The organism is Herbaspirillum lusitanum P6-12 (assembly GCF_000256565.1).
Classification (GTDB): domain Bacteria; phylum Pseudomonadota; class Gammaproteobacteria; order Burkholderiales; family Burkholderiaceae_D; genus Herbaspirillum; species Herbaspirillum lusitanum.
In genome coordinates this window covers 1-19211 of sequence record NZ_AJHH01000707.1, presented here as the reverse complement: position 1 = coordinate 19211, position 19211 = coordinate 1, and the positions used below count along the sequence as shown (strand labels likewise).

The 19211-nt window shown below is 59.8% G+C and carries 13 protein-coding genes, 1 other RNA gene and 3 pseudogenes; 14 read left to right on the top strand and 3 right to left on the bottom strand.

Annotation, left to right across the window (positions count from 1 at the left end; translation table 11 throughout):
* Nucleotides 1-86 precede the first annotated feature (86 nt).
* The 12 genes and pseudogenes from rimP to HLUSI_RS0122920 all read left to right on the top strand — a co-directional run bounded on the left by rimP (nucleotide 87) and on the right by HLUSI_RS0122920 (nucleotide 14155).
* Complete coding sequence (rimP, locus tag HLUSI_RS0122975) at nucleotides 87-575, top strand: ribosome maturation factor RimP (RefSeq protein WP_029363918.1); 489 nt, start codon at nucleotides 87-89, stop codon at nucleotides 573-575.
* Nucleotides 572-2124 (top strand): annotated as a pseudogene (nusA, locus tag HLUSI_RS30285) (transcription termination factor NusA). Before rimP ends, nusA begins: the two are co-directional and overlap by 4 nt.
* Before the next feature lie 47 nt (nucleotides 2125-2171).
* Nucleotides 2172-5037, top strand: a pseudogene (gene infB / locus HLUSI_RS30280) (translation initiation factor IF-2).
* Nucleotides 5038-5160: 123 nt separating this feature from the next.
* Complete coding sequence (rbfA, locus tag HLUSI_RS0122960) at nucleotides 5161-5550, top strand: 30S ribosome-binding factor RbfA (protein ID WP_016836173.1); 390 nt, start codon at nucleotides 5161-5163, stop codon at nucleotides 5548-5550.
* 107 nt (nucleotides 5551-5657) lie between these two features.
* Nucleotides 5658-6611 (top strand): tRNA pseudouridine(55) synthase TruB, encoded by a 954-nt coding sequence (gene truB, locus HLUSI_RS0122955; RefSeq protein WP_040503821.1) that lies wholly within the window; start codon nucleotides 5658-5660, stop codon nucleotides 6609-6611.
* A 154-nt stretch (nucleotides 6612-6765) separates the two neighbouring features.
* Complete coding sequence (typA, locus tag HLUSI_RS0122950; RefSeq protein WP_016836171.1) at nucleotides 6766-8601, top strand: translational GTPase TypA; 1836 nt, start codon at nucleotides 6766-6768, stop codon at nucleotides 8599-8601.
* A gap of 532 nt (nucleotides 8602-9133) precedes the next feature.
* Nucleotides 9134-9352, top strand: a pseudogene (locus tag HLUSI_RS34490) (tRNA-dihydrouridine synthase); the annotation flags it as partial.
* A 130-nt stretch (nucleotides 9353-9482) separates the two neighbouring features.
* Nucleotides 9483-10499 carry a tRNA dihydrouridine(20/20a) synthase DusA gene (gene dusA / locus HLUSI_RS0122940; protein WP_050977764.1) on the top strand — a complete coding sequence of 339 codons (1017 nt, stop codon included), beginning with the start codon at nucleotides 9483-9485 and terminating at the stop codon, nucleotides 10497-10499.
* A 67-nt stretch (nucleotides 10500-10566) separates the two neighbouring features.
* A complete protein-coding gene (gene ribBA, locus HLUSI_RS0122935; protein WP_016836168.1) occupies nucleotides 10567-11679 on the top strand; it encodes a bifunctional 3,4-dihydroxy-2-butanone-4-phosphate synthase/GTP cyclohydrolase II in 1113 nt (370 codons plus the stop codon).
* A gap of 74 nt (nucleotides 11680-11753) precedes the next feature.
* Nucleotides 11754-12239 carry a 6,7-dimethyl-8-ribityllumazine synthase gene (ribH, locus tag HLUSI_RS0122930; RefSeq protein ID WP_016836167.1) on the top strand — a complete coding sequence of 162 codons (486 nt, stop codon included), beginning with the start codon at nucleotides 11754-11756 and terminating at the stop codon, nucleotides 12237-12239.
* Nucleotides 12240-12353: 114 nt separating this feature from the next.
* Nucleotides 12354-12821, top strand: coding sequence for a transcription antitermination factor NusB (nusB, locus tag HLUSI_RS0122925; protein WP_016836166.1), 468 nt, complete (start codon nucleotides 12354-12356; stop codon nucleotides 12819-12821).
* Between the two features lie 152 nt (nucleotides 12822-12973).
* Nucleotides 12974-14155, top strand: coding sequence for a pyridoxal phosphate-dependent aminotransferase (locus HLUSI_RS0122920; protein ID WP_029363916.1), 1182 nt, complete (start codon nucleotides 12974-12976; stop codon nucleotides 14153-14155).
* A gap of 127 nt (nucleotides 14156-14282) precedes the next feature.
* On the opposite strand, the gene HLUSI_RS0122915 is transcribed toward HLUSI_RS0122920, so the two are convergent.
* Complete coding sequence (locus HLUSI_RS0122915; RefSeq protein WP_029363915.1) at nucleotides 14283-15221, bottom strand: transglycosylase SLT domain-containing protein; 939 nt, start codon at nucleotides 15219-15221, stop codon at nucleotides 14283-14285.
* A gap of 460 nt (nucleotides 15222-15681) precedes the next feature.
* Here HLUSI_RS0122915 and ubiD point away from each other — a divergent pair, with 460 nt between their 5' ends.
* Both ubiD and ffs read left to right on the top strand, forming a co-directional pair.
* Complete coding sequence (gene ubiD / locus HLUSI_RS0122910; protein ID WP_016836163.1) at nucleotides 15682-17175, top strand: 4-hydroxy-3-polyprenylbenzoate decarboxylase; 1494 nt, start codon at nucleotides 15682-15684, stop codon at nucleotides 17173-17175.
* A 96-nt stretch (nucleotides 17176-17271) separates the two neighbouring features.
* Nucleotides 17272-17370, top strand: an RNA gene (ffs, locus tag HLUSI_RS32005) — signal recognition particle sRNA small type.
* 105 nt (nucleotides 17371-17475) lie between these two features.
* Here ffs and HLUSI_RS0122905 read toward each other — a convergent pair.
* Together HLUSI_RS0122905 and HLUSI_RS30275 are read right to left on the bottom strand one after the other, a co-directional pair.
* Nucleotides 17476-18858: a heavy metal sensor histidine kinase gene (locus tag HLUSI_RS0122905; protein ID WP_016836162.1), complete on the bottom strand. Its 1383-nt coding sequence runs from the start codon at nucleotides 18856-18858 to the stop codon at nucleotides 17476-17478.
* The coding region (locus HLUSI_RS30275) for a winged helix-turn-helix domain-containing protein (protein ID WP_016836161.1) at nucleotides 18855-19211 on the bottom strand (357 nt) is incomplete at its 5' end. The genes HLUSI_RS30275 and HLUSI_RS0122905, both read right to left, overlap by 4 nt.

Below are 19211 nucleotides of genomic sequence, written 5' to 3'. Positions count from 1 at the left end.
ATCTGCCCATTTTTTTTTTGCTGAACAAATTGACGTGTCTGTGCTGGTTGTTTGAAATGCGCAGAACGAAGCGCGGAGAGATTTCCTTGCAATTGCTGGATCTGATTGAAACCACCCTGTCGGGCATGGGCTATGAACTGGTCGACCTCGAGAAAGCGGACCGCGGTCTGGTGCGCGTGTTTATCGATTTTCCGTTCGCCGACGCCGACAAGGGCCCGATCACGGTCGAGGATTGCGAAAAAGTCACGCATCAGCTGTTGCACGTGTTTACCGTCGAAAACGTCAACTACGAACGGCTGGAAGTGTCATCTCCCGGGCTTGATCGCCCCCTGAAAAAGCTCAGCGACTACGTGCGCTTTGCCGATCAGGAAGCAATCGTCAAGCTGCGCATGCCGATGCCGGGCGCAGCCAATCGCAAGACGTTCCAAGGCATCTTGCGGGCGCCCGAGGGCGAGAATTTAAAACTGGAATTTGAAGCAAACGATGGGTCGGCAGCGTTGTTGGACTTTACGCTCGCCGATGTGGATAAGGCACGCCTGGTGCCGAAAGTGGATTTTAGGAGTCGCAAAGCATGAGTCGCGAAGTTTTGTTATTGGTCGATGCGCTGGCGCGCGAAAAGAACGTCGATAAGGATGTGGTCTTCGGAGCACTGGAGCACGCGCTTGCGCAAGCTACCAAGAAACGCTACGAAGGCGAAGTCGACATCCGCGTGTCGATCGACCGCGAAAGCGGCGAATTCGAATCGTTCCGTCGCTGGCACGTGGTGCCTGACGAAGCAGGTTTGCAATTGCCCGACCAGGAAGTTTTGCACTTCGAAGCCAAGGAACAGATTCCTGACATCGCCGTCGATGAATACATCGAAGAGCCGATCGAGTCCGTGGAATTCGGCCGCCGTTTTGCCCAGGACACCAAGCAAGTGGTCCTGCAGCGCATCCGCGACGCTGAACGCGAACAGATCCTCGCCGACTTCCTTGAGCGCGGCGATTCGCTGGTGACCGGCACGATCAAGCGCATGGAACGCGGCGACGCCATCGTCGAATCCGGCAAGATCGAGGCCCGCCTGCCGCGCGACCAGACGATTCCAAAGGAAAATCTGCGTATCGGCGACCGTGTCCGCGCCTATATCCTGCGCATCGACCGCAATGCACGCGGTCCGCAAGTGATCCTGTCGCGTAACGCGCCTGAATTCATCATGAAGCTGTTCGAACTGGAAGTTCCGGAAATCGAACAAGGCTCGCTGGAAATCAAATCGGCGGCACGCGACCCGGGCGTACGCGCCAAGATCGCGGTCTTCACCAGCGACAAGCGCATCGATCCTATCGGCACCTGTGTCGGCATGCGCGGTTCGCGCGTGCAGGCCGTGACCGGCGAGCTGGGCGGCGAACGCGTCGACATCGTGTTGTGGTCGGAAGATCCGGCGCAATTCGTCATCGGCGCGCTGGCCCCGGCCAACGTCAGCTCGATCGTCGTGGATGAAGAAAAACACGCCATGGACGTCGTTGTCGACGAAGAAAACCTGGCGATCGCGGCGGCCAGAACGTGCGCCTCGCAGCAGAGTTGACCGGCTGGCAGATCAACATCATGACGGCGGAAGAATCGGCCGACAAATCGGCGCAGGAAACTGCCGCGACCCGCATCCTCTTCATGGAAAAGCTGGACGTCGACCAGGAAGTCGCCGACATCCTGGTGGAAGAAGGTTTCGCCAGCCTGGAAGAAATTGCCTACGTGCCGATCAACGAAATGCTGGAGATCGAATCCTTCGACGAAGAAACCGTCAACGAGCTGCGCAACCGCGCGCGCGATGCACTGGTGACCGAGGCGATTGCCTCCGAAGAAGGTCTGGAAGGCATGGACGAGGAACTGATCAATTTCGAAGAAATGGATCGTGTCGTTGCCGGCAAGCTTGGCCTGGCGGGCGTCAAGAACGTGCCTGCTTTCGCCGCACTGGCGTACGACGAGTTCGGCGCGATTCTGGCCCTCTCGGCCGAACGCGCGCGCCAACTGATTGAGAATGAATTTGAAGATGTGACCGACGATGAAATGAAGCTCATCGATGCTAAATACGACGAGCGTGCCAAGGCACTGCAAGCCAAAGCATGGGCCACCGTGGAAGCAAAGCAGTAAGCGTCCAGGACCACATCATCGCCGAGCCACATAGAAAAGAGGACTGAATGGCAAGTAACAACGTAGCCCAATTTGCCACCGAGCTGAAAATGCCGGCGGATTTGCTACTGACCCAGCTGCGATCTGCAGGAGTTGAGAAGAGCTCCGAGTCCGATCCTTTGTCAAAAGAAGACAAGGACCGTTTGCTGGAGCATCTGCGCCGCGTGCGTGGCGCAGCTCCGGAAGGCGAGAAGAAGAAAATCACGCTGACCCGCAAGGAAACGACCGAAATCAAACAGGCCGATTCCACGGGCAAGTCGCGCACTATCCAGGTCGAAGTGCGCAAGAAGCGCACCTTCATCAAGCGCGACGAACCGACTGCGGACGAAGCCGGCAAGCCGGCAACCGCTTCGGTCGATCAGGTCGAAGCCGAGCCGAGCGCGGAAGAAGCGCGTCACCAGGAAGAGCTGATCGCACGTCAGGAAGCTGAACTGCGCGAGAAGCAGGAACGTCTGGCGCAACTCGAAGCCGAGCGCGCCGCGGAAGCCAGGGCGGCCGAACTGGAAGCGCAGAAGGCCGAACAGGAAGCCAAGCAGGCGGCGGAAGAAGAAGCCCGCCAGGCTGCTGCAGAAACTGCCGACAAGGCCAAGCCGAGCGCCGGTGCTGCTGCTCCCGTAGCGAAATCGGCAGAAGACGCCGCCGCTGACGAGAAGAAGCGCGCTGCCGCCGAGGAAGCCAAGAAGAAGGTTGCCCAGGTCGCCAAGGAAGCCGCCGACCGCGCAGCTGCCGCCGACCGCGCCCGCAAGGTCGTGGAAGACGAAGTCGCCCAGATCAAGGCCATGATGAATGCGCCGCGCCGCGTGATCAAGGCTCCCGAGCCTGCACCCGTCGCTGCAACCAAGACTTCCGAAGGCACGCTGCACAAGCCTGCCGACAAGAAGCCTGGTGAAAAGAAAGACGACAAGAAGGCGCCGGTTGCAGTCGACAAGAAGTCGATCAAGTCGGCCAACGTCTCGTCGACCTGGCAGGACGACGCCAAGAAGCGCGGCACCGGCATGAAGACGCGCGGCAACACCGGCACCGGTGGCCGCGACGGCTGGCGTGCAGGTCCGAAGGGCCGCCGCAATTCGCATCACGACGACCACGAAAGCAATTTCCAGGCGCCGACCGAAGCGATCGTCAAGGACGTCCACGTTCCTGAAACGATCACCGTCGCCGAGATCGCCCACAAGATGTCCGTCAAGGCTTCCGAAGTCATCAAGCATCTGATGAAGCTGGGCCAGATGGTCACCATCAACCAGGTGCTGGACCAGGAAACCGCCATGATCGTGGTGGAAGAAATGGGCCACCGCGCGCATGCAGCCAAGCAGGATGATCCGGAAGCATTGCTGGAAGAAGGCGTTGAGCATCCTGACGCGGAACTGTTGGCGCGTGCGCCTGTGGTTACCGTCATGGGCCACGTCGACCATGGCAAGACATCGCTGCTGGATTACATCCGACGCGCGAAGGTTGCATCCGGCGAAGCCGGCGGCATTACCCAGCACATCGGCGCGTACCACGTGGAAACACCGCGCGGCATGATCACCTTCCTCGACACTCCGGGCCACGAAGCGTTTACCGCGATGCGTGCCCGTGGCGCCAAGGCAACCGACATCGTGATTCTGGTGGTGGCTGCCGACGACGGCGTGATGCCGCAAACCAAGGAAGCGATCGCTCACGCGAAGGCCGGCGGCGTGCCGCTGGTCGTGGCGATCAACAAGATCGACAAGCAGGGCGCCAATCTGGACCGCGTCAAGCAGGAACTGATTGCCGAAGGCGTCGTACCGGAAGAATACGGTGGCGAAGCGCCATTCATCTCCGTGTCTGCAAAGACCGGCGAAGGCATCGACTCGTTGCTGGAAAACGTGCTGTTGCAAGCCGAAGTGCTGGAATTGAAAGCGGCAATCAACGTCCCGGCCAAGGGCCTGGTCATCGAAGCCAAGCTCGACAAGGGCCGCGGCCCCTGTCGCCACGATCCTGGTGCAGTCCGGTACCCTGAAGCGCGGCGACGTCGTGCTGGCGGGTTCGGCTTACGGCCGCGTCCGTGCAATGCTGGACGAAAGCGGCAAGAGCATCACCGAAGCCGGTCCGTCGATCCCTGTTGAAATTCAGGGCCTGACTGAAGTGCCGAGCGCCGGTGAAGAAGTCGTGGTCATGTCCGATGAACGCAAGGCGCGTGAAATCGGCCTGTTCCGTCAAGGCAAGTTCCGCGACGTCAAGCTGGCCAAGCAGCAGGCAGCGAAGCTGGAAAACATGTTCGACCAGATGGCCGAAGGCGAGGTCAAGAACCTGCCGATGATCATCAAGACCGACGTGCAAGGTTCGCAGGAAGCGCTGGTGCAATCGCTGCAAAAACTGTCCACCGCCGAAGTGCGTGTTCAGGTGGTGCATGCAGCGGTCGGCGGCATTTCCGAAAACGACGTCAACCTCGCGGTGGCATCGAAGGCGGTCATCATCGGCTTCAACACCCGTGCCGACGCGTCCGCCCGCAAGCTGGCCGAAGCCAATGGCGTGGACATCCGCTACTACAACATCATTTACGATGCCGTGGATGAAGTGAAAGCGGCGATGTCGGGCATGCTGTCGCCGGAGAAGCGCGAACAGGCCCTGGGTCTGGTCGAGATTCGCCAGGTGTTCGTGGTCAGCAAGGTCGGCTCGATCGCCGGCTGTTACGTGCTCGAAGGCCTGGTCAAGCGTGGTTCGCAAGTCCGTTTGCTGCGCAACAACGTGGTGCTCTGGACCGGCGAGCTGGATTCGCTCAAGCGCTTCAAGGACGACGTCAAGGAAGTCAAATCGGGCTTCGAGTGCGGTCTGTCGTTGAAGAACTACAACGATATCCAGGAAGGCGATCAGCTGGAAATTTTCGAAGTCCAGGAAGTCGCGCGTACTTTGTAATTCTCTCAGTCGTCACGAGGGCGGGTGTCTGCGCAGCAAACACCCGCCTTGTTTCATTCAACAGCATCACAGAATTTTTATGCCGTCCCGCTTTGGCGCGTCGGCCGAGGTCAGTTTCCCAGCATGGCAAAACACAGCAAATCCATTCCCGGGCGCGGCTTGCGCGTCGCCGACCAGATCCAGCGCGATCTGTCGGAAATCATCGCATTCGAGTTGAAAGACCCGCGTGTGGGGATGGTCACGATCACGGAAGTGCAAGTGACGCCGGACTATGCGCATGCCAAGGTTTTCTTCACGACCCTGAAGGACGACAAGCAGGCGATCCAGGATACGGTGACCGGCCTCTCGAAGGCTGCCGGTTTCCTGCGTGGCCAATTGGGACGTCGTTTGACGATCCACACCTTGCCCGATTTGCATTTCGTGCATGACAACTCGACGGCGCGCGGCATTGAAATGTCGCGCCTGATCGACGAGGCCAATGCCACCCGCGCCAAGGATGCCGACGAGAGCTGAGCAAGCGGGATAAATTGCGGCGCGTGTGCGTCGCGCACCCGCCCGCCGGAAAACGTCGTTGCTTGATTCAAGCGCATCGATTCAGGAAATTCCCGGACTACACAATCATGGCGCAATCATCGCCCTCATCATCCCGGCCGCCAAGAGCGCCGCGCGTGCCCGTGCATGGCGTGCTGTTGCTGGACAAGCCGGTCGGCTGGTCCAGCAACGATGCCCTGATCAAGGCCAAGCGTTTGCTCAATGCCCTGAAGGCAGGCCATACCGGCACGCTGGATCCGTTCGCGACCGGTTTGCTGCCGCTGTGTTTCGGCGAGGCGACCAAGTTTTCGCAGGACTTGCTGGAAGCCGACAAGACCTATGAAGCCGTGGTCCATTTCGGCATCGTCACCAGTACCGGCGACACCGAAGGCGAAGTGCTGAGCACCAAGGCCGTCGACGTCACGCCGGAACAGATCGAAGCCGTGCTGGAAAAATTCCGCGGACCGATCAACCAGGTGCCGCCCATGCATTCCGCGCTCAAGCGCGACGGCAAGCCGCTGTATGAATATGCCCGCGCCGGCATCACGCTGGAGCGCGAGGCGCGGCCGGTGACGATTCATCAGCTGGAGCTGCTGTCGTATGAAGCGCCGTTCCTGCGCATTCGCGTGTTGTGCAGCAAAGGCACCTACATTCGCGTGCTCGGTGAAGACATCGGCGCCGCGCTCGGTTGCGGCGCCCATCTGCAGCAGTTGCGCCGCACCGGCGTGGGCGCGTTGACGCTGGACGGCAGCGTCACGCTCGATGAATTCATCGCACTGGAAGACGGCCAGCGCACGCAAGCGCTGTTGCCGGTAGACGGATTGCTGAGGACGTTTCCGGCGGTGATGCTGACGGACGTGCTGACTCAGCGCTTCCTGCACGGTCAGCGTCTGGCGCTCGGTAAAGAAGGTATTGCATTGCCCGCAGAGTCAGGCCGGGCAAGGGTTTATCAGGAAAGCAGCGGGCGCCTTCTGGGCACCGGACTGATGCAGGAATTCGGCATACTGGCGCCGGAACGGCTGATTTCGACCTTGTCGGAATAGCGCAATTTTCGCTGTGCGAGCCAGTTGTATTGTGTACAGCAACTCTTTGAAATTATTAGGCTTTTTAAAGTTCGTGCGTCGCAACATGCTATAATGCGCGCCTTTCAGGGCCTCCCCAGGCCCTTCGGATTCGGCAGACCAACTCAATTCAATCATGTCAAACAATAAACGCGCTATTCGTAACATCGCCATCATCGCCCACGTTGACCATGGCAAAACCACCCTCGTCGACCAACTGTTGCGTCAGTCGGGCACCTTCCGCGACAACCAGCAGGTTGACGCCCGCGTGATGGACTCGAACGATATCGAAAAAGAACGCGGCATCACGATTCTGTCGAAGAACTGCGCCGTTGAATACAAGGGCACCCACATCAACATCGTCGACACCCCGGGCCATGCCGACTTCGGCGGCGAAGTCGAACGCGTGCTGTCGATGGTCGACAGCGTGCTGCTGCTGGTCGATGCGCAAGAAGGTCCGATGCCGCAAACGCGCTTCGTGACACGTAAGGCACTGGCGCTGGGCCTGAAGCCTATCGTCGTGGTCAACAAGATCGACCGCGAAAACGCCGATCCGCAAAAGGCCGTCAACGCCACGTTCGAACTGTTCGACAAGCTGGGCGCCACCGACGAGCAACTGGATTTCCCCATCGTTTACGCATCGGGCTTCAAGGGCTACGCCGGCCTCGAAGACACCGTCCGCGACGGCAACATGGAGCCGCTGTTCGACGCGATCCTGGAACACGTTCCTGCGCGTGAAGATGACCCGGACGGTCCGCTGCAATTGCAAATCACTTCGCTGGAATACTCGTCCTACGTCGGCAAGATCGGCGTCGGCCGTATCCTGCGCGGTCGCGTCAAAGCGCTGCAAGACGTGATCTGGATGAACGGTCCCGACGACAAGCCAACCAAGGCGCGCATCAACCAGGTGCTGACTTTCCGCGGCCTGGATCGCGTGATTGTCGACGAAGCGCTGGCCGGCGACATCGTCCTGATCAACGGCATCGAAGAAATCAGCATCGGTTCCACCATCTGTGCACCGGACACGCCCGAAGGCCTGCCGATGCTGAAGATTGATGAACCGACCCTGACCATGAACTTCATGGTCAACAACTCGCCACTGGCCGGCCGCGAAGGCAAGTTCGTGACCACACGTCAGATCCGAGACCGTCTGGACCGCGAACTGAAAGCCAACATGGCGCTGCGCGTCGTGCAAGCCGAGAACGACGATTCGACCTACGAAGTGTCGGGTCGCGGCGAATTGCACCTGACCATCCTGATCGAAAACATGCGTCGCGAAGGCTATGAGCTGGCCGTGTCGCGTCCCCGCGTGGTGTTCAAGATGGTCGATGGCGTGCGCCACGAGCCGTATGAAAACCTGACTGTCGACGTCGAAGAAACCAGCCAGGGCGGCGTGATGGAAGAACTCGGTCGTCGTCGCGGCGATCTGCAAAACATGGAACCGGACGGCAAGGGTCGCGTCCGCTTGGAATACCGTATCCCTGCACGCGGCCTGATCGGCTTCCAGGGCGAATTCATGACGCTGACACGCGGCACCGGCCTGATGAGCCACGTGTTCGACGAATACGCTCCTGTTGACAACAGCAAGGGTGAACTCGGCGGCCGTCGCAACGGCGTGCTGATTTCGCAAGACGACGGCGCAGCCGTTGCTTACGCGATCTGGAAACTGCAAGATCGCGGCCGCATGTTCGTCAGCCACAACGATCCGGTCTACGAAGGCATGATCATCGGCATCCACTCGCGCGACAACGATCTGGTCGTGAACCCGATCAAGGGCAAGCAACTGACCAACGTCCGTTCGTCCGGTACCGACGAAGCGGTGCGCCTGGTTCCGCCGATCGAAATGTCGCTGGAATACGCGGTTGAATTCATCGACGACGACGAACTGGTCGAAGTCACGCCGAAGAGCATTCGCCTGCGCAAGCGTTTCCTGAAGGAACACGAGCGCAAGAAGGCATCGCGCGACGCGTAATTGCTGTCGGCGATGAGGAAGATGCAGGAGCAGTAACGCCGTGCTGATATTGGTTTTGTGAATAACTGATATCAGCACAATAAAGCGGACGACTATGATGCGGTGCGATATAGTTACACCTGTCTCCTCCAATTTCCTCCTAAAGAATTGGATTTAAGCCCGCAACCGAAAGGTGAGCGGGTTTTTTTTTACCTGAATCTTTTTGCTTGTTTTTGCCTGCCGACACGCATTTGCGCGATGAAGGCGAAAGAAGCGTTGCAAAATTGGAACGTTCGCGCCTGTTTTCTGAGGCTGGAAAACAGATAAGCACTTAAATTGTGCATTGCGAAATGACGAATGCTGGTTTGTGGTGCAGAATCACCCCCGCAGTATAAAAATCCTATCTCAAGAGGATAGAGGGGACACCAGCCCGCAACGTGCAAACGTTGCGGGCTTTCTATTTGTGGCGCGTATTCCGGCCACATTGCTTATAGTGCAGCAGGCCAGCCGTAAATGCGTCGCAGGCCCGCGTTGCTTATTTTTGATAGATACCATGTCTTACGGACCACGAACAATCAGCGTTGCGCCCATGATGGACTGGACCGACCGGCATTGCCGGCTGTTCCATCGCCAGATCACGCGGCACACTTGGCTGTATACCGAAATGGTCACCACCGGCGCCTTGCTGCACGGCGACGTGCCGCGCCATCTCGATTTCAACGAAGAAGAACATCCGGTTGCCCTGCAGCTTGGCGGCAGCGAGCCGGACGAGAAAAAAAAGGCAACGTGCAAACGTTGCGGGCTTTCTATTTGTGGCGCGTATTCCGGCCACATTGCTTATAGTGCAGCAGGCCAGCCGTAAATGCGTCGCAGGCCCGCGTTGCTTATTTTTGATAGATACCATGTCTTACGGACCAAGAACAATCAGCGTTGCGCCCATGATGGACTGGACCGACCGGCACTGCCGGCTGTTCCATCGCCAGATCACGCGGCACACCTGGCTGTACACCGAAATGGTCACCACCGGCGCCTTGCTGCACGGCGACGTGCCGCGCCATCTCAATTTCAATGAAGAAGAACATCCGGTCGCCCTGCAGCTCGGCGGCAGCGAGCCCGACGATCTGGCCAAGAGCGCCAGGCTGGGCCGGCAATGGGGCTATGACGAGATCAACCTCAACTGCGGCTGTCCTTCCGAGCGCGTGCAGAAGGGCGCATTCGGCGCCTGCCTGATGGCTGAACCGAAACTGGTCGCCGATTGCGTCAAGGCAATGCGCGACGCCGTCGACATCGATGTTACCGTCAAGCATCGCATCGGCATCGACGACGTCGAGTCCTACGATTTCGTGCGCGACTTTGTCGGCACGATCGCCGAAGCCGGTTGCAAGACCTTCATCGTGCACGCCCGCAATGCCGTCCTCAAGGGCCTAAGCCCCAAGGAAAACCGCGAGATTCCGCCGCTCAGGTACGAGTACGCCTACCGGCTGAAGAAAGACTTCCCGGCGCTGGAAATCCTCATCAACGGCGGCATCAAGACCCTGCCCGAGATCGATGAGCACCTCAAGCATGTGGACGGCGTCATGCTGGGCCGTGAGGCCTATCACAACCCCTACCTGATGGCTGGCTTCGATGCCCGCTACTACGCTGCTCTTGAGGGCGGCCTGCAGCGCAGCCGGGCCGAGGTGATCGAGGCGATGTTGCCTTATATCAAACGCCAGCTGGAGTTGCATGGCGACAATGGCCGGGGCCTGCGCTTGAACAGCATCACCCGGCACATGCTGGGCTTGATGGCCGGCATGCCGGGAGCACGCGCCTTCCGCCAGACCTTGTCGGATTCCAAACGGCTGGCGCTGGGCGACCCGGCGCTGCTGCTGGAGGCATTGCAGCGCACCCAGGCTGCACAGGCAGCGTTGCCGGCATAATTGGCGCAATTGGCCAGCGGAGCAGGCCCGCAATCCTTTAAAATACGGGGCTACTGAGGAAATCGTTATGCCTATCGCAACAACAGAAGAAATCGTCGCCGAACTGCGCGCCGGACGCATGGTCATCCTGGTCGACGAAGAAGATCGTGAGAATGAAGGCGACCTGGTGCTGGCCACCGATTTCGTCACGCCCGAAGCCATCAACTTCATGGTCAAGCATGCGCGCGGCCTGGTCTGCCTGACGCTGACCGAAGAGCATTGCGACCGTCTCGACCTGTCGATGATGTCGACCCGCAACGGCACCCAGTTCGGCACCAATTTCACCGTCTCGATCGAAGCCGCCGAAGGCGTCACCACCGGCATCTCCGCCGCCGATCGCGCACGCACGATTCAAGTTGCCGCCGCCAAGAATGCGGTGCCGGCCGACATCGTGCAGCCTGGTCATATTTTCCCGCTGCGCGCACAAAAGGGCGGCGTGCTGATGCGCGCCGGCCATACCGAAGCCGGTTGCGACCTGACCCAGATGGCGGGCCTGACGCCGGCTGCCGTGATCTGCGAAATCCTCAAGGACGACGGCACCATGGCGCGTCTGCCGGACCTGCTCGAATTCGCCGAAGAACACAAGCTCAAGATCGGCACCATCGCCGACCTGATCCATTACCGCAGCCAGCACGAAAGCATCATCGAGCGCGTTGCCGAGCGCGAGATGCACACCGTGCACGGGTCGTTCAAGGCCATCGCCTACCGCGACACGCCAAGCGGCGGCGCCCACCTGGCGCTGGTGCATGGCGACATCCGTCCGGGTGAAGAAACGCTGGTGCGCGTGCATCAGCCGGTCTCGATCCTCGACCTGCTCGAAACCAAAGCGACGACGCACTCGTGGAACATGGCCTCGGCCATGGCCGCGATCAAGGCGGCGCCAAGCGGCGTCGTGGTGCTCCTCAATTGCGAAGAATCGGCCGACCAGATGTTTGCCCAGTTCACCGCGCTCAACAACGTGCAGGCGGCCAAGCCGGCCCGCGCCGACCGCCTCGATCTGCGCACCTACGGCATCGGCGCGCAAATCCTCAAGGATCTCGGCGTGTGCAAGATGCAGCTGCTGGCCAGCCCGCGCAAGATGCCGTCGATGACCGGTTTCAACCTCGAAGTCACCGGCTATCGCGCCAAGCCGGACGCCTGACCGACAGTACCGACCGCAACGCATCGCGGCACTATCACACTCACACAACGCAAGTTTGCGTATAAGGAAAAGCCATGACTATTGGTACATACGAATCGGATCTGAATGGCGATGGCTTGCGTATCGGCATCGTCCAGGCGCGTTTCAACGAAGACGTCTGCCACGGCTTGCTGGCGTCGTGCCTGGCGGAGCTCAAGCATCTCGGCGTGCAGGATGAAGACATCCTCCACGTCAGCGTGCCGGGCGCGCTGGAAATCCCGCTGGCCCTGCAGAAGATGGCCGAGACCGACCAGTTCGATGCGCTGATCGCATTGGGCGCGGTGATCCGCGGCGAGACCTATCACTTCGAACTGGTCTCGAATGAATCCGGCGCAGGGATCACGCGCGTTGGCCTCGACGCCGGCATCCCGATCGCCAACGCCGTGCTGACCACCGAGAACGACGAACAGGCCGAAGCGCGCATGGCGGTCAAAGGCGCCGACGCCGCCCGCGTCGCCGTCGAGATGGCCAACCTGTCGCTGGCGCTGGACGAACTCGCGCAAGTGGCTGAAGAAGAATAAGCAGGCAGGCCGGCCGGTCGTTGTTGCATGTGCAGCGACGACCGGCGGCGCAATCGATTTGTTGATTGCGCGTCTGTTTCGATTTTGTATTGACCCGGTTTCCTCATTTTCATCATGACCAATAAAATCCAACACGCCAACCCGAGCAAGAACCGTACGCCGCGTCACCGCGCCCGCGAGTTCGCATTGCAGGGCCTGTATCAATGGCTGCTCAACAATGAAGACGCCGGCGCGATCGAAGCGCACATCCGCGAAGCGCACGGTTTCGACAAGGCCGACGCCGAGCATTTCGACGTGCTGCTGTACGGCGCGATCAAACAGGCGCCGGAACTGCGCACCGACCTGGCGCCGCTGATCGACCGCTCCATCACGGAGTTGTCGCCGGTGGAACACGCAGCGCTGCTGATCGGCGCATTCGAACTGAAGAACAATCTCGAGATTCCGTATCGCGTGGTCATCAACGAAGCCGTTGAACTGACCAAGTCGTTCGGCGGCATCGATGGTCACAAGTACGTCAACGGCGTGCTCGACCGTTTCGCCGCCAAGGCGCGCGAAGTCGAAGTGAGCGCCGGCCGCCGCTGATCCGTCGTCGTTGGTTTGTCGTCGTTCGTTTAAGCCGACGCTGCTGATGCATTGATGCATTGATGCATCCATGGCAGCGTCCGGCAAAGTTCTTGCTGACCTTCGCGCTTGTTCCTTCTCGTTCGTTCCGCTTCGTCCTACCGCACAATCCCATGAGCTTTCACGATCTTGCCTCCCGCCTGCAAAACATCGCGCCCTTCCATGTGATGGAGCTGGCCAAGATGGCCGCTGCCCTGGAGCAACAAGGCCATCACATCATCCACATGGGCATCGGCGAGCCTGATTTCACTGCCGCCCCCGCCGTTGTTGCCGCTGCGACACAAGCGATGGCCGACGGCAAGATGCAATACACCTCGGCAACCGGTTTGCCGGCTTTACGAGAGGCGATCTCAGCCCATTATCGGCGGGTGTACGGGTTGGACATCGCGCCGTCGCGAATTATCGTCACAGCGGGCGCCTCAGCGGCCCTGTTGCTTGCCTGCGCGGCGCTGGTGGAGAAGGGCGCTGAAGTGTTGATGCCGGATCCGTCTTATCCGTGCAACCGCCATTTCGTCGCCGCCTTCGAAGGCAGCGCCAAATTGATCGAAAGCGGACCGGAACATCGCTTCCAGTTGTCCGCAGGCATGGTTCAGGAACATTGGTCGCCGGCAACCAAGGGCGTATTGCTGGCGTCGCCGTCGAATCCGACCGGCACCTCGATCCTGCCCGATGAATTGAAGAAGATCGTCGACGTCGTGCGCGAGAAAAATGGTTTCACCATCGTCGATGAAATCTACCAGGGCCTGTCGTACGAAGGCGCGCCATTCTCGGCACTGTCGCTCGGCGAAGACGTCATCGTCATCAATAGCTTTTCAAAGTACTTCAACATGACCGGCTGGCGTCTCGGCTGGCTGGTGCTGCCCGAAAGCCTGGTGCCGCAAGTCGAGAAGCTGGCGCAGAACCTGTTCATCTGTGCTTCATCGATTGCGCAGCACGCCGGCATCGCCTGCTTCGCGCCGGAGTCGATTGCACTGTACGAAGAACGCAAGGCCGAATTCAAGCGCCGCCGCGATTACATCGTGCCGCAACTCGAACGTCTCGGCTTCACGGTGCCGGTGATGCCGGACGGCGCGTTCTATGTTTACGCCGACTGCAGCGCGCTCAGCGACGACGCCGACGCCTTCACCATCGACATGCTCAACAAGGCAGGCGTGGTGCTGGTGCCGGGCCTGGATTTCGGGCCCTTCACGGCGCGCCGCTATATCCGCCTGTCCTATGCGACCTCGATGGAGAACCTGCAAGAGGCCGTGGCGCGCCTGCGGGTGTTCTTCGAGAAGCGCCGCAAGGCCGCCTGATCCGCACTGGCGCACTAGAGCACTTCTATCTCTTCTCTATATATAAGCAGGTCAAAAAAAAAGGAGCCCGAGGGCTCCTTTTTCGCGTCCTGAATACCGGTAATATTCAAATCGCAACACGCTGCCCTTACAGGGCGGCGAGCTGTTCTTCTGCCTTGGGCTTGGCGGCCGCGGCCACGTTGTTGCTGGCCGGCTTGGGCTGCTCGGCACTGGCCGACACACCGGGGGTGGGCAGCTTCACGGTGGCAGTGGTGTAGATCGAGACGTTCTTGCCCATGGCGACCTGCTTCAGGTTCTGGTACTCCGAGAGCACCTTGATGCCATAGCCGCCGTCATTGGCCATGTCAGCCGCGCCGACGTAGCTCTTCAGGCCGGCTTCCACCGAGCCGCCGCGTGTTACGTATTCCTTCAGGATCAGCGAACCGACCTTGATGTTGGCGACCGGATTGAGCGCCGCCTTGACGCCGCCCAGTTCCTGGAACTTGTCGTGATGGACCTTGGACATGACCTGCATCAGGCCTTGTGCGCCCATCGGGCTTTCCGCGAACGGATTGAAGCGCGATTCGATTGCCATCACCGCCAGGATCAGCAACGGATCAAGCTTGATGTCGCGTGCCGTCAGGTACGCAGCGGACACCAGCATGTCGGTGGCGTCGCCGGCAACGCGGTAACGCTTCGACAGCCAGTTGGTCACCAGCTTCTGCTGACGCGGTGTACCGAGCATCTTGCGCTCTTCATCGCTGAGCGGGATGGCCGCTGCCGCTGCCCCGGTCAGGGCAGGCGCCGGCGTATCCATCAGGTTGGTCAGCGGCGGCGCTTCCGGCGCTGCTTCTTCAACCTGGCCGTCCGAGAAGGGCGACAGGGCGATGATTTTGTCGGCGAAATCCGGGTTGAAGAACATCATGCCCAGAACGAACAGTGCAGCGATGCCGACCAAGGTCAGGGCATAGTGCGCTGCGGTAAAAAAGCGACCGATGCGGCTTTGAATGGACTTCGCCCATTGCGCCGACTGGTCAACCATATCCGAGGCGGCGCTTAACGGCGCCTCTATGGGTTGGTTTAACATTGAACCTCCTGAATATTGCAAATTACATAGGGCAAAACCGGCCAAGAGTGAAACCGGATTACTGGCTACATGCATCACAATCAAAAAACTGCCGTCGCAAGGCGTTACGGCAAGCTTGGGGTTGTTTGCGGTTACTGCAGGGCCGGTGGCTCCTGTGCAGTGCAAGACAACCATGTTCGGGGGAGAAGGCTGACGCCTTTTGACAACACTCCTTAAAATGTCAGTGGGACCCCGTTCCCGTGAAACCTTGTGAGCTGATTCGGGTTCCTGACCCGGCTCCTTTAATCAAGGTGGCCGAATTGTAGAAGCCACTTTATATCAAGTCAATACTATTAAACCGATTTAATATAACTTTTAAGTCTGACTTTTGGAGGGGTATGCCGCCAAAAATCAATAGAATCAACCGTTTGCCCGGTCTACCTCACCTAAGGGCTGTATTACAGAAATCCAGCGAAAAAAAATGAAATATTCAGATTTACGCGATTTTATTTCGCAGTTGCAACTTTCCGGCGAATTAAAACGCATCTCGACACCCGTCTCGCCCTACCTGGAAATCACCGAAATCTGCGATCGCACCTTGCGCGCCTCCGGTCCGGCGCTGATTTTCGACAAGGTCGAGGGCAAAAATATCCCGGTGCTGGCGAATCTTTTCGGCACGCCGCGTCGCGTGGCGCTAGGCATGGGGGCGGAAGATGTCGGCGAATTAAGACGCATCGGCCATTTATTGGCGAAGCTGAAAGAGCCCGAGCCGCCGAAAGGCTTCAAGGACGTCATGGGTCTCGGCACCCTGGTCAAGTCGCTGTGGGACATGGCCCCCAAGGAGCGTAGTTCGGCGCCGTGCCAGGACATCGTGTGGGAAGGCAACGACGTCGACCTCGACCGCCTGCCGATCCAGCACTGCTGGCCGGGCGACGTCGCTCCTCTTATTACATGGGGCCTGGTGATCACCAAAGGCCCCAACAAGAAGCGCCAGAATCTCGGCATCTATCGCCAGCAGGTCCTCGGCCGCAACAAGGTCATCATGCGCTGGCTGGCCCATCGCGGCGGCGCGCTCGATTTCCGCGAACATTGCATCGCCAACCCCGGCAAACCGTATCCGATCGCGGTCGCACTCGGCGCGGATCCCGCTACCATATTAGGCGCAGTCACGCCGGTGCCGGACAGCCTGTCCGAATACCAGTTCGCCGGCCTGCTGCGCGGCAGCCGCACCGAGCTGGTCAAGGCCATCGGCAGCGAACTGCGCGTGCCGGCCTCGGCCGAGATCGTGCTGGAAGGGCATATCTACCCGGATAGCGCTGAAAACCCTCATCCTTCCGGCTACGAACATGCGCTCGAAGGTCCCTACGGCGACCACACCGGTTACTACAATGAGCAGGACTGGTTCCCGGTTTTCACCATCGACCGCATCACCATGCGCCGCGATCCGATCTATCACTCCACCTATACCGGCAAACCGCCCGACGAACCGGCCGTGCTTGGCGTGGCGCTCAATGAAGTGTTCATCCCGCTGCTGCAAAAGCAGTTCAGCGAAATCACCGATTTCTACCTGCCGCCGGAAGGCTGCAGCTACCGCATGGCGGTGGTGCAGATGAAGAAGTCCTACGCCGGCCACGCCAAGCGCGTGATGTTCGGCGTATGGAGTTTCCTGCGCCAGTTCATGTATACCAAGTTCATCGTGGTGGTCGATGAAGACGTCGATATCCGCGACTGGAAGGAAGTGATCTGGGCCATCACCACGCGCGTCGATCCGGTGCGCGACACTGTGATGGTGGACAACACGCCGATCGATTACCTCGACTTCGCCTCGCCGGTCAGCGGCCTCGGTAGCAAGATGGGGATTGACGCCACCAACAAGTGGCCTGGTGAAACCAACCGTGAATGGGGCACGACCATCGCCATGACGGACGCCGTCAAGAAGCGCGTGGACGGCATCTGGGACGAGCTGGGAATTTAATTTGTCTGCGTTGCGGCGCATTGGCGTGCGCTGCAATTATCCTGTCTGCGCGAACAGCGCTCGCGCCGGCCGCGCAGATGAGGTACAATTCGTGCCGGCGGGCCCCTGCGCATTGTGGCATGGTCAACCTGGTCAGGTCGGGAACGAAGCAGCCACAGCCATTTCCTGCAAGTGCCGCAGACAAGGCTCGCCTCTTCCTTCAGTTTTTCTCAGGAAGTATTCAACAGCAGTCGACGACGACGCAGTTCATTCAGTCGCCGACCTCCGACCTCCGGTTTCAAATCCAAGAATTCAACGCAGTCAGGCCGCTTTGCCGCCGACGGTGAAACCTATCGTGGTCTTGCCGCCCCTGCTGCTGGCGAACGCAGTGCCGCCATGCATCAGCGCAATCGCCTTGACGATCGCCAGGCCGAGGCCGTGGCCATGCACGCCGTCGAAGTCGCGACGCGCGCTGTCGACACGATAGAAGCGGTCGAACAGGCGCGGCAAATGGCGTTGTTCGATCGGTTCCCCAGGATTGGAAACGGCAACCTGCACATCCTGTTGCTGCGCATCGATCGACACCGTGATGCGCGCGCCGGCAGGTGAATGCTGGATGGCGTTTTGCAGGAGATTGGTCAAGGCGCGACGGAACAGCGCGGTCTCGATCATCGACTTCGCATCGACGTCGCCAACCACTTCCACGCTCATCTGCATCTCGTCCAGCACGAACTCGAAGAACTCGATGGTCTTTTGCACCTCGTCGGCAATCGCCGTGTAAACCAGGCTGGTGGCGGCTTCGCCCTGATCGCAGCGGGCCAGGAACAGCATGTCGTTGATGATAGAACGCAGGCGATCCAGCTCTTCGAGGTTCGATTGCAGCACGATCTCGAACTCCGGCGCGCTGCGTTCGCGCGACAAGGCCACCTGGGTCTCGCCGATCAGGTTGGCCAGCGGCGTACGCAACTCGTGAGCCACATCGGCGTTGAAGGCTTCCAATTGTTTATAGGCGTTTTCCATGCGATCCAGCGCGCCGTTGAAGGCTTGCGCCAGATCCGACAATTCATCCGGCAGCGCCGACACCGTGAGGCGTTCCGACAGGGTTTGCGGACTCAGGGTCTGCGCCTTGTCGGACATCTTCTTGAGCGGTTGCAAGCCGGCGCGCGCGATCCAGTAGCCGAACAGGATCACCAGGAAAATCCCCGCCAGCGACAGTCCGATCATGGCGATCACGAAGGTGCGCAGCGTCTCGAAATAAGGTTCGGTGTCGACGCCGATGGTGAGGCGGATGGCGGGGCGGTCGAGGTAGGCCGGCAACACCTTGGTCAGCGTATGCATCGGGAATTCCTTGCCCTTGATGCGCAGGCGGCCGATGTTGTTGGGGTCGTAATCGAAGTCGTGCAGTTCGGCCAGGTCCTTGCCGTAGCTGAATTGCGGATCGTCGCTGAACACCCAGAAACGCACCTTGCCGTCGGCCGGGGTCAGGGTGTCCAGCTTGGTCTGTACGCGCGCCCAGCGCTCCACCGTGCCGACGCGCGAGACCATGTATTCAATATCGTTGAAGGTCGTCACCAGGCCGTCGCGCTCATGGCGCAGCAGCTCGTTCTTGACCACGGCGTACAGCACGCCGCCGATCAGCGAAAAAATGACCAGCGCGGCGGCCGCGAACATCATGACCAGCCGCGCGATGATGGAATGCCTCATCCGTGTTCCCCGTCATGTTCATCATATTCGTCATGCTCCGGCGCCGGCGCCTCCGAAGCGCGCGGCTCCAGTACGTAGCCCATGCCGCGTATCGTGTGCAGCAGCTTCTGGTCGAACGGCGCGTCGATCTTGGCGCGCAGGCGCTTGATCGCGACCTCGACGACATTGGTGTTGCTGTCGAAATTCATGTCCCACACCAGTTCGGCAATCGCCGTCTTGGACAGGATTTCGCCCTGGCGCCGCGCCATGATCGCCAGCAGCGCGAACTCCTTGGCGGTCAGGTCGATACGCGTGTTGCTGCGGTAGGCCTTGCGGCTCAGCAGGTCGATCTGCAGGTCGCCGATGCGCAGCGT

What these genes read in the sequence shown, in the direction of transcription:
- nusB (WP_016836166.1), top strand. Translation starts at nt 12,354, where the DNA reads ATGACCAATAAAATCCAACACGCCAACCCGAGCAAGAACCGTACGCCG.
- HLUSI_RS0122915 (WP_029363915.1), bottom strand. Translation starts at nt 15,221, where the DNA reads ATGTTAAACCAACCCATAGAGGCGCCGTTAAGCGCCGCCTCGGATATG.
- dusA (WP_050977764.1), top strand. Translation starts at nt 9,483, where the DNA reads ATGTCTTACGGACCAAGAACAATCAGCGTTGCGCCCATGATGGACTGG.
- ubiD (WP_016836163.1), top strand. Translation starts at nt 15,682, where the DNA reads ATGAAATATTCAGATTTACGCGATTTTATTTCGCAGTTGCAACTTTCC.
- HLUSI_RS0122920 (WP_029363916.1), top strand. Translation starts at nt 12,974, where the DNA reads ATGAGCTTTCACGATCTTGCCTCCCGCCTGCAAAACATCGCGCCCTTC.
- rbfA (WP_016836173.1), top strand. Translation starts at nt 5,161, where the DNA reads ATGGCAAAACACAGCAAATCCATTCCCGGGCGCGGCTTGCGCGTCGCC.
- truB (WP_040503821.1), top strand. Translation starts at nt 5,658, where the DNA reads ATGGCGCAATCATCGCCCTCATCATCCCGGCCGCCAAGAGCGCCGCGC.
- ribBA (WP_016836168.1), top strand. Translation starts at nt 10,567, where the DNA reads ATGCCTATCGCAACAACAGAAGAAATCGTCGCCGAACTGCGCGCCGGA.
- HLUSI_RS0122905 (WP_016836162.1), bottom strand. Translation starts at nt 18,858, where the DNA reads ATGAGGCATTCCATCATCGCGCGGCTGGTCATGATGTTCGCGGCCGCC.
- typA (WP_016836171.1), top strand. Translation starts at nt 6,766, where the DNA reads ATGTCAAACAATAAACGCGCTATTCGTAACATCGCCATCATCGCCCAC.
- ribH (WP_016836167.1), top strand. Translation starts at nt 11,754, where the DNA reads ATGACTATTGGTACATACGAATCGGATCTGAATGGCGATGGCTTGCGT.